This is a genomic window from Flavobacterium humidisoli (genome assembly GCF_023272795.1).
In the GTDB taxonomy this organism is placed as follows: domain Bacteria; phylum Bacteroidota; class Bacteroidia; order Flavobacteriales; family Flavobacteriaceae; genus Flavobacterium; species Flavobacterium humidisoli.
Genome location: NZ_CP096829.1, coordinates 5,471,410 through 5,487,153, shown reverse-complemented (window position 1 = coordinate 5,487,153; position 15,744 = coordinate 5,471,410). Strand labels below are relative to the sequence as shown.

General features: G+C 32.6%; 16 protein-coding genes. 6 read left to right on the top strand and 10 right to left on the bottom strand.

Annotation, left to right across the window (positions count from 1 at the left end; translation table 11 throughout):
- Positions 1-20: 20 nt before the first annotated feature.
- Entirely contained in the window at positions 21-1,199 is a 1,179-nt protein-coding gene (locus M0M44_RS23085; RefSeq protein ID WP_248727850.1) for a Pycsar system effector family protein, read from the top strand.
- Between the two features lie 199 nt (positions 1,200-1,398).
- On the opposite strand, the gene M0M44_RS23080 is transcribed toward M0M44_RS23085, so the two are convergent.
- Positions 1,399-3,768, bottom strand: a complete 2,370-nt coding sequence (locus M0M44_RS23080; protein WP_248727849.1) for a GAF domain-containing protein — start codon at positions 3,766-3,768, stop codon at positions 1,399-1,401.
- Positions 3,769-3,995: 227 nt separating this feature from the next.
- On the opposite strand from M0M44_RS23080, the gene M0M44_RS23075 reads away from it, so the two are divergent.
- Together M0M44_RS23075 and M0M44_RS23070 are read left to right on the top strand one after the other, a co-directional pair.
- Complete coding sequence (locus M0M44_RS23075) at positions 3,996-4,748, top strand: SDR family oxidoreductase (RefSeq protein WP_248727848.1); 753 nt, start codon at positions 3,996-3,998, stop codon at positions 4,746-4,748.
- A 73-nt stretch (positions 4,749-4,821) separates the two neighbouring features.
- Complete coding sequence (locus M0M44_RS23070) at positions 4,822-5,403, top strand: TetR/AcrR family transcriptional regulator (RefSeq protein WP_248727847.1); 582 nt, start codon at positions 4,822-4,824, stop codon at positions 5,401-5,403.
- A 91-nt stretch (positions 5,404-5,494) separates the two neighbouring features.
- Here the strand turns inward: M0M44_RS23070 and M0M44_RS23065 are convergent, their stop codons facing one another.
- From M0M44_RS23065 to M0M44_RS23025, 9 genes are all read right to left on the bottom strand, one after another.
- A complete protein-coding gene (locus tag M0M44_RS23065; RefSeq protein ID WP_248727846.1) occupies positions 5,495-6,553 on the bottom strand; it encodes a nucleoid-associated protein in 1,059 nt (352 codons plus the stop codon).
- Positions 6,554-6,596: 43 nt separating this feature from the next.
- On the bottom strand, positions 6,597-6,956 hold the full coding sequence (locus tag M0M44_RS23060) for a four helix bundle protein (RefSeq protein ID WP_248727845.1): 360 nt from the start codon (positions 6,954-6,956) through the stop codon (positions 6,597-6,599).
- Positions 6,957-7,049: 93 nt separating this feature from the next.
- The gene (locus tag M0M44_RS23055) at positions 7,050-7,589 is read right to left on the bottom strand and encodes a plasmid pRiA4b ORF-3 family protein (protein ID WP_248727844.1); all 540 of its coding nucleotides are present in this window, start codon (positions 7,587-7,589) and stop codon (positions 7,050-7,052) included.
- 163 nt (positions 7,590-7,752) lie between these two features.
- A complete protein-coding gene (locus tag M0M44_RS23050; RefSeq protein ID WP_248727843.1) occupies positions 7,753-8,352 on the bottom strand; it encodes an HPP family protein in 600 nt (199 codons plus the stop codon).
- A gap of 82 nt (positions 8,353-8,434) precedes the next feature.
- Positions 8,435-9,715: a chloride channel protein gene (locus tag M0M44_RS23045; protein ID WP_248727842.1), complete on the bottom strand. Its 1,281-nt coding sequence runs from the start codon at positions 9,713-9,715 to the stop codon at positions 8,435-8,437.
- A 406-nt stretch (positions 9,716-10,121) separates the two neighbouring features.
- Positions 10,122-10,511 carry an SMU1112c/YaeR family gloxylase I-like metalloprotein gene (gene gloA2 / locus M0M44_RS23040; protein ID WP_111363319.1) on the bottom strand — a complete coding sequence of 130 codons (390 nt, stop codon included), beginning with the start codon at positions 10,509-10,511 and terminating at the stop codon, positions 10,122-10,124.
- Entirely contained in the window at positions 10,511-11,086 is a 576-nt protein-coding gene (locus tag M0M44_RS23035) for a sugar O-acetyltransferase (RefSeq protein WP_248727841.1), read from the bottom strand. The genes gloA2 and M0M44_RS23035 overlap by 1 nt, the downstream gene beginning before the upstream one ends.
- Positions 11,087-11,089: 3 nt before the next feature.
- Entirely contained in the window at positions 11,090-11,548 is a 459-nt protein-coding gene (locus tag M0M44_RS23030; protein ID WP_248727840.1) for a YciI family protein, read from the bottom strand.
- A gap of 12 nt (positions 11,549-11,560) precedes the next feature.
- Positions 11,561-12,019, bottom strand: a complete 459-nt coding sequence (locus tag M0M44_RS23025) for a DinB family protein (protein WP_248727839.1) — start codon at positions 12,017-12,019, stop codon at positions 11,561-11,563.
- 141 nt (positions 12,020-12,160) lie between these two features.
- Between M0M44_RS23025 and M0M44_RS23020 the strand changes: the two genes are divergently transcribed.
- The 3 genes from M0M44_RS23020 to M0M44_RS23010 all read left to right on the top strand — a co-directional run bounded on the left by M0M44_RS23020 (position 12,161) and on the right by M0M44_RS23010 (position 15,740).
- Complete coding sequence (locus tag M0M44_RS23020; RefSeq protein WP_248727838.1) at positions 12,161-14,326, top strand: TonB-dependent receptor; 2,166 nt, start codon at positions 12,161-12,163, stop codon at positions 14,324-14,326.
- 336 nt (positions 14,327-14,662) lie between these two features.
- Positions 14,663-15,070 carry a DUF2141 domain-containing protein gene (locus M0M44_RS23015; RefSeq protein ID WP_248727837.1) on the top strand — a complete coding sequence of 136 codons (408 nt, stop codon included), beginning with the start codon at positions 14,663-14,665 and terminating at the stop codon, positions 15,068-15,070.
- Between the two features lie 49 nt (positions 15,071-15,119).
- Positions 15,120-15,740, top strand: a complete 621-nt coding sequence (locus M0M44_RS23010) for a hypothetical protein (RefSeq protein WP_248727836.1) — start codon at positions 15,120-15,122, stop codon at positions 15,738-15,740.
- Positions 15,741-15,744 lie beyond the last annotated feature (4 nt).

Here is a 15,744-nt window from a genome sequence, read left to right as displayed (position 1 = left end):
GTGGTATAAAAATATTCTTTATGAATCTAATAGAACAATCCGAAGATTTTGTCGGTAATTTACTCAAAGATAAACTTTCTAATTTATATTCTTACCATAATTTTAATCATACTTTTACGGTGGTTACAGCGGTAAAAGAACTTTGTAAAAAAGAAGATGTAGAAGGTGAGGATAAAGAAGCACTTTTGGTTGCGGCATGGTTTCACGACACTGGATATATAGAAGGATATGAAAATCATGAAAAGAAAAGCACCAAAATTGCTGCTGACTTTCTGCGCGAAAAAGGAAAATCGGAGGAATTTATTGCGCTTGTTTCAAGTTTAATTTTGGCGACAGTTAAAGAATATGAGCCTAAAACGCATTTAGAAAAAATTATAAGAGATGCCGATTACGCGCATTTAATGGGAGAAGAATATGCTACAACTTGCGAATTATTACGTCTGGAATTGAAAAATGCAGGAATAGTTAGTTTTTCTAATGCCGAATGGACAAGAGAAAATTTGAATTTCTTGTTGAATAAACATAGATTTTATACCGATTACGCCTTAAGAAAATGGCAACCTTTGAAGGAAAAAAATCTATTGATGATTCAGAAAAAAATCAATAAACAGGAATTGAAAGCAGCCGCTGCACTTGAAGAAGAAAACAAGAAGAAAGATAAAACAGAAAAACCAGACCGCGGAATTGACACTTTATTTCGCGTTACGCTTGGAAATCACACTCGTTTAAGTGGTATTGCAGATAGTAAAGCCAATATATTGTTGTCGGTAAATGCGATTATTATTTCGATTGCATTATCTTCTATTATTCCAAAATTAGACAGCCCCAAAAATGCACATTTAGTCGTTCCCACTTTTATTATGCTGATGTCGAGTGTAATTACGATTATTTTTGCAATTCTTTCTACACGTCCAAAAGTAACTTCTGGATTTTTTACTAGAGATGACGTGGAAGCTAAAAAAGTGAATTTAATGTTTTTTGGAAATTTCTATAAAATGCCTCTTGAAGATTACGATTGGGCAATGAATGAAATGATGAAAGACAGAGATTATTTGTATTCAACCATGATCAAAGATTTGTATTACCTAGGCTTGGTTTTACAGCGAAAATATAATTTACTCCGAATTGCCTATAACTTTTTCATGTTCGGAATTATCATAACCGTAATCGCGTTTGTGATTGCTTTTAAATCAATCTAGTTTTAGAGAGCTTAGTCAAAGTTTTTTATACAGAAATATGTTTTTAAACACATAGAAACATGTTTTTCTTGATCTAAAAGAATAAAGAAAGAAACTACTTTCTTCACACATGCTATGTGAATTGATGTAAGTGAAACGCCTTTTTTAAGTTTCAAAATCTATGTTTCTATGTGTTTAAAAAATAAAAAAGCTCAACTATTTAGTTGAGCTCATCTAATAAATCTTGATAGGTTATTTTTTTAACCCCTGGGTCTGCATTATTGTTGATTACTTTAACACGAATAGCTCTCAAACCTGAAACTCCCTGAAGATCTTCAACTTCAAATTGTTCAATAGAAGGCTCAAGAATTTTTTTATGCTGCAGATATTTAATGTATTTTAAATATTCTGCTTCTTCGCTATTTTGAGAATATACTATTGTGATTTTCTCTTTCTCAGTAATTCTTTCGTTTGTCCCTTTAATATGCGATTTGTCAATTCGTTTTTTAACAACTTCATATCTTGCATTATAAGTTCCGTCAACATCAAAACGTTTTTCATCCATTCTGAAACGGATTGAAAGAGCAGAACTGAAAACCAAAATTAAGGAAGTAACATCCAATTCGTATGGTAACGAAGTTTTCAGGTCATGATGTTCCAATTCCATTTCGCATAAAGTCTGCAATTGCCATAAACGAAGATTGTGCAGATACATGATATCGAATGGTTTTGTTGGCGAAATTGAAGCACCAATATATAAATTATGTTCTACGCCATCTGTTTTAAAACGTTCGTAATAATGCGGATAAATCTGTTGTGCTTCAACTTGTTTTCTGTCTAAAACAGTTGCCAATCTTTTATTGATAATCGACATTGCATTGTCGAATTTTTTTCTTTCGTGGTAAAACATTCCTGTTTTTTCATCCAGTTTTTCAAAGTACAATTCTTCCAGCTTTTCGCTTTTTGCATTGCTTTTAGTATTTTTTAAAATAGGATGAATTTCTTCTTCAATATAACGCTGAACATGTTGCTCTGTATCTGCTTTTAAAGGAAAATCCAATTCGCTTCTAAGCGATTCCAGTTCAAATCTTCTTTGCTCTAGCAGAACAAGATTTGAATTAGATTCTTGATTATCAAAGATCTCTAAAAGAGCTGTAAGTTGACTTTTTAAATCGATTTTTACAGTTTCATTTCGGTGTTCAGACGAACCTTTAATATCTATTTGGCCATAGAGCGGATATACATTTTTAAAAACAATTTCTTTAAAAATATAATCCTTAGTATGATTCATATTTTGAAAGTAATTCTGTGATTCCCTTTTAAATTTCCAGTAAACGCTAGGGTGAATTGTAGTATATTCTCTCTGAATAATCGCTTCGATCTGATGCTGCATATCAGTATTGTAACGATCAATTGTGTCAGTCAAATAAGGAAGAACCAAATCCAGTTTTGTAGCATTTACGCTATTTAAATCTCTCGGATTTTCAGAAACCAATTCGACAACACCTAATAAATGCCCACTTTTGATTACTGGTGCAAAAATACAGCTCTGAATTCCTTGTTTTAGTAAATGTTCACCAAGTCTTTTATTGGTTTGCTCTTCAGTGAATTTGCCGACATTAGAAATAACGAAAGGTTCTCTGTTGTCCAATAAATTTTCAAAAGAACATCCAAAAAAAGCATTTTTGCAATCTACTTCCTGATCAGCGGAAAGTAAAAAACTTTTCATCTGATTTTCGTATTTTGCTGGTCTGATAAATTTCTCTTCTTCAGGATTGTAAATAATGAATCCGACTTTTAAATTTGGAAGATTAAAAATGGACTGAAAAATATTAGAAACTTCTTGATCTGTTGCAACTGTTTTTGGTCCAGGTTTGAGCAAATTGCTTTTCAAGATGGAAATGGCACTTTCTGTTGTGGCATCAAATAATGAAACAATTCCGAAACCTCTTAAAATCCAACTTCCTTTTGGGAATTTAGATTTCCATAAATTGATATCATTGTAATTATCAATCAGTTGGTCAATATCTTCCTGAGTCAACTGAATGGCATTTTCAGTCGGAATAATTTCCATGAAATCAGCATTGTACAAAATTCTGTAATGCTTTTCAATACCATTTTCATCTGGAATGTCGTAGAAAAATGGCTGGTTGAAGTCAATATGCTGTTTGTAATAATTACTGAGAATTAAACAGCAGTTATTGATGTAAAATTGATGTTCGCTAAAATCACGAATTTCCATGTAAAACTCGTCTCCCGCATTTTTCAAGATTTTCTTGAAACGTTCGGTATAATTGAAGGAAATATTTTGAAATGGAATCGTTACCGCTTTTATTTCGTTGTGCGTCAATGCAGTCGGAAATAAATCGGCTAATATGTTTTTGATTAAAGCTTCATTGTTTTTGATAACCGAATAATCCTGAATTCCAGTTCTAAGTTCCGGAATTAGTTCAATCTGTTGTAAAATCGCTTTGGCATAATTTGATCGGTAATCAACGTCTGACTGTGCAATTTCTTCAAAAGATTCAATTAGCTTGTGAAATGAAATTATAGTGGTAAAAGGACTTTCTTTGAAAAACTGAATATCCATCTGAGTTATTTTTTAATCCAAAATTAAGCATAAATTAAGAATTAAAGCCATTTTGCGATTTCTTTCATTTATCATTCTATAGACAAATTCCTTATTTGGCGGGCATTTTTATTATCGGTTGATTATTTTAACATATTTTTAACTTTAATAATAACGGAACGATCGTTCCGTTATTATATCTTTGTATCATAATAATTGAATAATCAATAACTTAAATAACAAATAAAATGAAAAATTTAGAAAACAAAGTAGCAATCGTGACAGGAGGAAATAGCGGAATAGGGTATGCAGCTGCAGCTGATTTAGCAGCAAAAGGTGCAAAAGTAATTATAACGGGAAGAAATAAAGAATCATTGGCAAAAGCAGAAACTGAATTAAACGTTACTGGAATTGTGGCTGATCAATCTGACTTAAAATCAATTGATAATTTAGTTGAAGAAGTAAAAGCAAAATTCGGAAAAGTTGATATTCTGTTTTTAAATGCCGGGGTAGCTTCTTTTGCTCCACTCGAATTAGCTCCTGAAGATCATTATGACACTATTATGAATGTAAATACAAAAGGAGTTTATTTCACAGTTCAAAAATTACTTCCAATTTTAAATGATGGTGCTTCTATTATTTTTAATACTTCTATAAATGCTCATGTTGGAATGCCAAACTCAAGCGTTTACGCAGCAAGCAAAGCAGCAGTTTTATCTTTTAATAAAGTTTTTGCTGTAGAATTGGCGCCAAGAAAAATTAGAGTAAACGCGGTTTCTCCTGGTCCTGTTGAAACTCCGCTGTACGGAAAGCTAGGTTTGCAAAAAGAAGAAGTAGATGGTTTTGGAGCAGTTTTGGGTGAAAAGATCTTATTGAAACGTTTTGCTCAATCTTCAGAAATTGCAAAAACAGTATCTTTTTTAGCTTCAGATGACTCTTCATTTATTACTGGAACTGAAATTGTAATTGACGGCGGACTTACTGTAAATGCTGTGGTGTAATTTTTTTGACTAATTCAGGAACGATTGTTCCGTTTAATTTTTATCTTTGTAAAGAAATTTAATTTTTGCAGTCATGGCTAGAACAAAGGAATTTAATGAAGATCAGGCTTTAGATAAAGCAGTGGAAATTTTTTGGCACAAAGGTTACAACGGAACATCGGCTCAGGATTTGGTAACTCATTTAGGTTTGAGCCGTTCTAGTTTGTATGATACTTTTGGAGACAAACAGCAATTGTTTACGAAGTCTTTACAGCGTTATCAGCAGCAGGCTCAAAATGCTGTAAAAGAACTTTTAGAGAACTCCGAGAATGTTAAAGAAACATTACAGGCTATTTTTAAGCAAGCGGTGATTGAAAGTTTAGAAGACCGAATAACAAAAGGCTGTTTCATGGTTAATTCTTCTGTAGAACTCGCTATGCATGATGAAGAAATTGCCAAAATTGTAAAAAGCAACAGTCAAACTATGGAAGAAGTTTTTACAAATGCCGTTAAAAAAGGGCAGGAGGCAGGACATATTTCCAAACAGCTGGATGCAAAAGTTCTAGCTAGATTCATCTTTAATAATTATTCTGGAATTAGAGTTTTGGCTCGCACAGGAGAAAAAGATAAACAAGTTTATGATGATATTGTTAAAGCCGTATTCTCGGTTTTATAGCATTCAAATTTATGACAATAAAAAAACGGCAATTACAAATGTAACTGCCGTTTTCTGTATTAATAAGTAAGTAATAGAAAATGAAAACTTCTTAGCTTTTCTCTTCTTTATTGAAGTAAACTAAGTAGTAATACATTTGTTTTTCTTCATCCCAGCCTTTTTCAACAAATTTTTCTGCACTTTCAGGATTAATAAAATCCATTTTAATCTGAATATGAGTATCCAAATTAATTACATTTTTAATCGATTTTCTAGCGTCAGAAACTGCTGCGTTGGCAATAGGGAATGAGGTTACATCTTCGATGCTGTATTTTTCTCCTTTATCAACTTTATAGTTTTTAAATTCAGGGATCAAATCAGGATTGTCAATTACTTCATTCAAGAAATTCTGTTCTTCAAACTGATCATTTTTAGCGAAATAATTCACAGATCGGTTCATAAACATTACTTCCTCTTTCTTGTCTTCTGCTGGCAAAACCACGTCTTTTGCGAAGTTTTGACAGAATTTTAAATATTTTTTAGTGATGAAATTTTCATCTTCAAAAGCATCAACAGATAAAAAGTGCTCTAACCAGTAACGTGCGTCATAACGGTTGCTGTCTACAGTTAAGATTTTGTATCCTTCTTCTTTTTTGTAATTGAAAATCAAACAGCCTTTATCCAATTTATTCAGATTGATTCCTTGCTGTAAGATCATTTCAAGGTTGCTGTTTTTTTCTTCAAACTGTAAAAAGTCTGCTTGTAGCTCACTTTTAAAAATTCCGATTGCATCAACAACATTGTTGTCAATACTTAGGTTCGTCAAATACGTTACATAAACTTCTCCGTTTTTGATGTGTGGGTGATTTGACTGCTCGTATAAATGTTTTGTGATGTTTTTAGAAACCTCATGAACATTTGACGGATTTGCAAAAATCTCAGTTGCATACTTAAACATGTCGTTGTAGTCCAAGTCCACTTCGTGTGCAAACTGATAATAGTTTTCTTCTTTTTCTCTAAAAGGCTTAAAAAAGAATTCTTTAATCAAAGGAACAATCTCATCATTTAAATTAAATGGCTGCTCTGATAAAAAAATAGCTTCGTTACGACTTTTGTTTCCAACGCGGTGTATGGAAAGGGTGTCGATGTGGGTATTGAATAAGTTGATCATATTTTGAGTTTCTGAGATTCTAAGTTTCTAAGATTCTAAGTTTTTAATTAATGTCTTTTAATTTTCTAATTAATGACACTAACATTCTTTCGATCTCTCGACTGTCCTCATATAAAAGGTTAAATTCTTCTTCGTTTATGTAAATTATATTTTTTGCAATTTCGAGTTGAGTCTGCATCTCAAATATAGAACCAAGAGAAATATATAAAAATCGTATAAAATCTTTACTGCTTTCTCTACCTGATCCCTCTGCAATATTGCTCGGAATTGAAACTGAACTTCGGCGTATTTGCGAAGTTAATCCAAACATTTCTTCTTTTGGAAATGTACTTGTTGCTTTGTAAATTTTGGCTACTAAGGAAATTGACTTCTGCCAAACTAAAATTTTTCTAAAATGACTCATTTCTTATTTTTAAATATTTAATAAAAACAGGAAAATATTTACAATTTAAAAGAATCTCAGAATCTTAGCATCTCAGAATCTTAGTAACTTAGATTAATTCCAATTCTCCTCAAATCCATAATCTTCGAAGCTGTCATCTCCTTCGAACATGTCAAGATCGTCTTCGTCTAAGTCGTCTTCAAATTCTCCGTAGATATCGTCGTGCATGTCTGCTTCGAAGTTTTTTTCTGTTGCTTCGTCTGGCATTTCACCATGAGAGAATAAAGTTTCAGGATAAGTTGCTCCAACAGTTTCGTCTTCTACTGCAGCCAATTCAACTAAGAATGTCCACATACTGATGAAATCGTAAACGTAGATAATTTTTGTGTTTTCTTTGTCTAAGATACTAGATAACGGATAATCGTTCATGGTTCTTATTTCGCCAGGAACATCTCCAGTATCAAAAAGCGGAATTTCATCTTCTTGATTCCAAGTATCATCACAAGTATAAAATGAAGCCACTTCTGATCCGTCAAAGCCAAAAGCGTTGAAGATTGCATTGTGTAAATCCTCAAGTGTATCTTCCTCAAGAATAGCAATGTCTCTAAAAATATCTTCTTCGGCGTCTAGAATAACTCTAAATTTATAAACCATAATCTTTGTTTTTATTGAGAGGTCAAAGGTAAAATATAAAAAACGAAATACGAATTACGAATTACGATTTGTTGAAAAGATTTTATAAGATTGATTTTCAATTTATTTATTATTTCGATCTCGAAGCCTCGATCTCGAAATAATAAACGAGACTTGAAAGCTTTTATTTTCTCGTTAGTCTTTTTCGAATTTTATGATAATGTTTGTGATAAGTACTATGGCTTGGATAGCTTCTGCTTGAAGTAATATTATTGAAAAACAAAGCAGTTAAAAATAAAATTAAAACACCAATTAGAACTGGCGAAATCACATACATATAACCTAGAGCTTTTATTTGTGCTGATCCTGTAACCGCAATTAAGGCTGTTGCACCTCCTGGTGGATGTAATGTTTTTGTAATCTGCATGAAAATAATTGAAAGAGAAACAGCAAGAGGAGCAGAGATCCAAACGATATCTGGTACAAGTTTATTTACTGTAACGCCTATAAATGCCGAAATAAGATGTCCTCCAATTAAATTTCTTGGCTGTGAAAATGGACTTTGAATAATTCCGTAAATTAAAACACTCGAAGCACCAAAAGAACCAATTAAATAAACAACATCGCTTCCTGTAAATTGTGAAGATTCCAGATAGGCCAGAATTCCAATTCCGACAAACGAACCCAAAAATGACCAAAAATGCTCTTTATAGTCTATTAAGGTTTCTTTATAAAGAATGTAACGTGTTTTGCGATAGCTTCTTTTTATTTTTTCAGTTGGCATTATTGTGGTATTATATTTTACTCGTTATGCTTTTAAATATACTTTGCTGTATGTTTTTGTCCAGATTATATTAGTCTGTAAATTATTTAACTAAACTTGGAGAATAACTATAAACGGTATACGGATAAATTGTTTTTGCCGTGTATTTTGAAATTAAACAAACTGCAAGAATTGGGAAAAACAACGTATAGTCGTTTGTTAATCCGCAAACCAAGAATATCGCGGTAAAAGGTGCGTGAATACTTGCACTAAGAACCGCAGCCATTCCGATAATCATAAAGTTAACCGGAATTACATTGACATGGAAAAAGCTATTTAAGATTGAAGATAATAATAATCCTAAAAATGCTCCGATGAATAAACTTGGAGCAAAAACACCGCCGTCACCTCCAGAAGCCAATGTTATTGATGTAACAATTGGTTTTAGAATTAAAATTCCGATAAATGTTAAAGCCAAAGTTATAGTCAATTGGGTTTGAGGTGCATTTCCAAAAATTCCTTTAATGGCGTGATAACCTTCTCCATATAATTGAGGGAAAAAGAATAAGGAAATACTTAAAACTACTGAACCTAAAATGATTTTGTAATAATGTGTGTCGATTTTACCAAATTGTGATTTGAAGAATAAGACACAACGCGTTAGGTATACTGAATTCATTCCAGCTAAAATTCCTAAAAGAATAAAGTACGGAATCGCTTTTAAATTCCAAGTTACAATTGAAACTGCAAATAAAGGTTCTTCTTTTAAAATTGTTAATAAGCCAAATGCAATAGAAACTGCAATTAAATTTGAAATGATAAATGCACGACTTACTTTTCTTGAAATAACTTCAAAAGCAAATAAAATTCCCGCGATCGGACTGCTGAAAAGCGCCGTTACTCCAGCCGCGACTCCAGCGCAGATTAACTCTGTTTTGTATTGGCGGAAAACATTTTCTTTTTCGTGTGCAACAGATCCAATAGTTGCTGTAGCAACAACGGTAGAAACTTCGATTCCAGTTGAACCTCCAAAAATAACCGTTAATAAACCGTTTATGAAATGTGATGGAATTTTATAAGAAGGGAGATTTTTAGATTTTGATGCAGTGCTTTCAAAAACTTCTTTGATTCCTTTATTTTCTTTTTTCTTAAAAAGATATTGCCTTAAAAAATAAATTACCGATAATCCGAAAACTGGAAAGATGATGTAGAAAACAGGATGAACTGAAACTTCGTGAAAGAAGATTTCTTCGTAATATTCTGTTATTTTTTTAAGTGAAATTCCGAGAAAGGCAGAAAGAAAGCCAATTAAAATAGAAACAATAACTAATTTTCGGAATTTGATGAATTGATGATTTTTTTTGATTTGCGCCGTTTTGTTCATCAGAAGTAAATTTGAAATCGCACTTTTTTTATGCGGATTACAAAATTAAGCATCAAATTCGGTTTTTTCTAGGAAATATTCGTTTTAGTGTGTTAAAATCGATATAAAGAGGAAAATTCGTTCAATGTGTATTTGCGTATGATATTATGTTTTAGTATCGCAAAGTTGCAAGGGCGCAAAGTTTTTTAAGTTTTCTTCTACACCGAATTGAATTGCCTCCAGCTTTTAGCTGGAGGTATAGAAATTGAAAAGTAAAATGCTTTAGCCAAACAATTCGCATGTTTGGTTAAAGGCTTGCCAGTTTAATTCTTGTAATCATCCAGCTAAAGCTGGAAGCAATTCAATCTGAAATATTTAAAAAAAATAAAAAAACTTTGTGTCTTAGCGCCTTCGTGGCAGAAAAAGCCTAACGCTCATAAAACTCAATCGGCAATAAATCGGGATCAGCAATAAAAGTGAAGCGTTTTTCTGTTGTTTCGTCAATTCTAATTGGTTCTGATTCTATGTTTTTAGAAGTTAAAAAAGCAATTGTTTCTTCTAAATTGATAACTTCAAAAGCCAAATGGCGCAAACCAACCGCTTCTGGTCTTGATGGTCTTTGTGGCGGATTTGGAAATGAAAATAATTCGACTACGTATGAACCATTTAACGCTAAGTCCAATTTATACGACTGGCGTTCTTCGCGATATATTTCACGAATAATGGTTAAGCCTAAAATCTGAGTATAGAAATATTTTGATTTTTCGTAATCAGAGCATAAAATGGCAATATGATGAACTTTATTAAGGGTAAGCATTATTTTTTTGATTCAGGTTCTTGATTTAATTTTCGTATAACTTTTGCAGGATTTCCAACCGCTAGTGAATTGTCTGGTATATCTTTTGTGACAACAGATCCAGCGCCAATAACACAGCCTTTTCCAATTGTTACGCCTGGACAGATAACTGAATTTCCACCAATCCAGCAATCGTCTCCAATTGTAACTGGATATGCATTTTCAAGCGTTTTTCTTAATTCAGCGTCAAGCGGATGAGATGCAGTATAAATCTGAACGTTTGGTGCAATAAACACATTTGATCCGATATTTACTGGTGCACAGTCCAAAACGACACAATTCACATTAAAATAAACGTTTTCTCCGCAAAAAATATTATAGCCATAATCGCAATGAAAAGGAGGTTCGATATATAAACCTGCTCCAGCATTTGGAATTAATTCTTTTAAAATCTCTTTTGCTTTTTTGGTAACTCTGTATTCTTTTACGTTTAAGGTGTGCAGTAAATTTTTAGCATTTCTACGTCCTTTAAACAATTCTGGATCAAAGGCGTTGTAATATTCGCCAGAGATCATTTTTTCTTTTTCTGTTTTCATATTTTACATTTTCGTCTTGGCAATTTTGTCGTGTATTTTTACAGTTTCCTGCAAGGCTGCAGTAGAGTACCAAGGCGTTAATTCGGCTTCGAGTAAATTGGCTTTTATCGCCGGATCAGTAGCAACAAGCGCTTTTGCTTCTTCTATTGTTTCGACGTTAAAAATGTAGATGCCACGATAATTTCTGTCATTTTTCATGAATGGTCCAGCAACAGCCAGTTTTCCTTCTTTGACTAATTTGCCAATATTTTCCATGTGACCTTCAAAAAGTTTTTTGGTTTCTTCTTTAGAAGCTGTTGTATTACTTCCAGATTTTAAAAGACAAAAAACATATTTCTTCATTCCGTATTCGTCAGCGTGAAGTGATTTTGCTAAAGTTTCATCGTATTTTGATTCGGTTTCTTGAGAAAATCCGATTGTACTAAAAAGCAAAAATGCTAGAATAAAAATTGAAGTTTTCATAGTAATGGAATATTAAAGCAATTTCTTCAAAATAACAATCTGTCCTAAATGATACACATCATGCTGGATAATTCCATGAATGTGCTCGTAATACGTATGACCATTATTCACATAAATTTTTGCTAAATCAGCATCATCAAAACCTTCAAAAAAAGTATTCCATGATTCTTGAGATTTTGCCAGTGTTTGAAGCGATTGCTCCCAAGCTGCCTCTGAAGGATCTAAAACAGGAACAAAATAATTGTGGTCTGGAGTAATGATTACTTCACCCTGCATGCGTTCTAAAATATTTCTTCTCCATTGGATCAAATGGTTTACAATTTCCCAAATCGTATTTAGATTTGGGTTTATTTTTCTGTAAGCCTGCTCAGCGGTAACATTTTTTAAAGTATTGTCTAGATTAACTTCAAGCCAAGGATTTCCATTATAAATAGACTGATATAGATTTGAAATTCGTTTACTTTCTGACATAAAATGATGATTTTGGTTTTCCTAGCTAAGATACAAATTAGTATTTTACAACTCATCCTCGAAATTCTACAATTGGGTTATTATATATTTTTTAACGTTTAATGTTAAAATACATTTGCTTCATCAAAAACCAAAGATGACATGAAAACCAAATTATTTTTTACCCTTAGTTTTTTATTTTTTACAGCATTGATTTTTGCTCAAAATACGATTTCAGGAAAAGTTGTAGACCAAAAAGGAAAACCAGTTGCAGGTGCAAACATATACATTGACGGAACTTATGATGGAGCAACAAGTTCTGAAACCGGAGATTTCTCTTTTGAAACGACAGAAACAGGAAACAAATTTTTAGTAGTTAGCTTTTTGCTTTTTGAAACTTTCAAACAAGAAATTGATGTTGCCAATTATAAAGACCAAACGATAAAATTAAGAGAAAATGTTAATGCTCTAGATGCCGTTGTTATTACAGCAGGGACTTTAGAATCTGGAGACAAGGCAAGAGTTTCGGTTTTAAAACCTTTAGATATTGTCACTACAGCTGGATCTGCTGGAAATATCGTGGCAGCCTTACAAACTTTGCCAGGAACGCAATCAGTAGGGGAAGATGGACGTTTGTTTGTACGTGGAGGTGAGGCAAGCGAAACTCAGACTTTTGTGGATGGAATTCGTGTAGCACAGCCTTATGGAGCAACAACCAATAATTTGCCAACAAGAAGCCGTTTTTCTCCTTTCTTGTTTAGCGGAATCGCATTTTCTACAGGTGGTTATTCTGCGGAATATGGTGAAGCTTTATCGAGTGTTTTGCTTTTAAATACTCAAGATGAAGAAGATCATGAAAAAACAGATATAGGATTAATGACAGTTGGTTTAAGTTTAGGAAATACTCAGAAATTTAAAAAAAGCTCTTTGAGCGTAAATATGGCTTACATCAATTTGGCACCATATCAGGCTGTTATTCCACAAAATGTAGATTGGAACAATCCTTATCAATCTCTAGGAGGCGAAACAGTTTACAGATACAATTTCACAAATGGAATATTTAAATTGTATGCTTCATTCGATTCTGAAAAATTCGATTTAAATCAGAAAAACGTCAATTTCGAAAACCCAATTCGAACTGATATGAATAATAATAATTTCTATTTGAATTCTTCATACAAAGGAAGTTTTGGAACGGGATGGCAGATTACTTCTGGAGTTAGTTACGGTTACAGCAAAAACAAACTGAAATATGATATCACAGGAATCGATAACCAAGAAAATGCAGCACAGCTGAAATTAAAGTTAAGCAAGAAATTTTCAAACTATTTTAAATTGTCTTTCGGAACCGATTATTTCATTACAAAATACAATGAAGATGTAGCAGATAATATTTCTCTTAATGTTACAAATGGTTACGATTCGAACATTTTTGCTGCGTATACAGAAGGTGATGTTATGTTTTCTAAAAAACTAGCTTTAAAAGTAGGTTTAAGATTTTCAAATAACAGTTTGTTAAATGAAAATAATATAGCGCCAAGAGCCTCATTAGGATTTAAAGCTTCAAAAAGCAGCCAGTTTTCTTTTGCTTACGGAGATTTTACTCAGACGCCAGTTGTAGATTATATTAAGTTTTCTAAATACCATCAGTTTGAAAGCGAGAAGGCAAGTCATTATATTTTGAATTATACATTTACAAGACCTGGGCAAACCCTTAGAGCAGAGGCTTACTACAAAGATTACAGCAATTTGGTGCAGTACGATACGAGAGATATTCAATACAATTCGGTTTTCAATAACAACGGATCGGGTTATGCAAAAGGACTGGATATTTTCTGGAGAGATAGCAATTTGTACAAAAACTTAGAATATTGGATTTCCTACTCTTATATCGATTCAGAAAGACAATATAAAAACTTTCCTTACATGGCAACTCCAAGTTTTATTGCTAATCATAATTTATCTGTTGTAACGAAATATTTTATTACAGACTGGAAATCGCAAGTTGGTTTTACAAACAGTTTCAGTACAGGACGTCCGTACAATGATCCGAATCAGACGCAATTTATGAACGGAAAAACAAAATCGTACAATAGTCTGAGTTTTAACTGGGCGTATTTATTAACGACACAAAAAATTCTTTATTTCTCTGTTTCAAATGTTTTAGGAACGCAAAATGTTTTCGGATACGATTATGCTAAAAATCCAGACCCAAGCGGAGTGTATCAAAGACAAGCCGTGGTTCCAACAGCTGATAGATTCTTCTTTGTAGGTTTCTTCTGGACGATTAGCCAGAATAAGAATGAGAATCAGTTGAAAAACTTATAGTTCTTGGTAAAGATGCTAAACTACTAAGGTTCTAAGTTGCTAAGCTTTTTGCCAAAAAGACTTAGATTCTCAGTAACTTAGAGCCTTAGCAACTTAAAAAAAACAATTCAGTAACCAAAATCAACAACTCAGCAGCATTTAATTTTAAGAGAGTAAAAACCAATATACTTTTGAAGTATAAATTAAAAGGAACAAAGAAACAAAGTGACAAAGATTCAAAGTTTTGGAATCTTAGAAAATAAAACCTTTGAACCTTAAAAAAAGAAGTTTTAATCATCAACAAAAAACTTAGAATCTTAGAACCTTAGTAACTCAGAACCTTAAAAAAAAGAAATCATGACCAAAATTATTACAATAACCATTTTATTTATCTGCAGCTTAATGTCTGCTCAAAATGCAAAACTAACTGTCGCTGTTTCAGGTTTAAAAAATGATACAGGAGTTGTTAAAGTAGGATTATATAATTCAGACGGAACTTTTCTTAAAACAACTTACAAAAGTCTTTCTTCTGAAATTAAAGACAATAAAGCAGTTGTGACTTTTGATAATCTTCCTGCAGGAGAATATGCAATTTCTACGTATCATGATGAAAACAGCAATGGAAAACTTGATCGAAACGCAATGGGAATGCCGTTAGAAGAATATGCGGCTTCAAACAATGCGAAAGGAATTATGGGACCTCCTTTGTACAGCGATGCTAAATTTACTGTCAGTATAGATTCAAAAATTGATATTACCTTCTAAATAAACAATTAACTAATCCAAATAAACAAATCATTAAATAACTTATAAAATGAAAAAAATCATCACTTTAGTCGCATTATTTGTCGTAGTAATAAGTTCAGCTCAGACACAATTTGAACAAGGAATGAATAAAGCATTCGGACTTTGGAAAGAAGGAAAAAACACAGAAGCTTCTGCACTATTTGAAAGAATCGCCGCTGCTGAAAAAAACAGTTATTTGCCAAATTATTACGTCGCTTTAATCAATGCAACAGCTGTATTTACAGAAAAAGACAAAACTAAAATAGATTTATTATTGACAAAAGCACAAGATGCTTTAGATATTGAATTAATAAAAGACCAAGCCAATTCAGAATTGTATGTAATGCAAGCGTTAATTTATACAGGATATGTTGTAGCAGATCCAATGACAAACGGAATGAAATATTCTGGTAAAGTGATGGAAGCTTACGCGAAAGCAAAGGCGCTAGACCCAAACAATCCGAGAGCGGTTTTTGGTGAAGCAGATTACCAATTAGGAGGAGCAAAATGGACAGGCGTAGACACAAAACCTTTATGCGCACAAGTTGATAAATCTATTGAACTTTTTAATACTTTTAAACCAGCTACACCTTACGCTCCAAAATGGGGATTAGATAGAGCATTAGAAATTCAAAAAACTTGTAAATAATTCT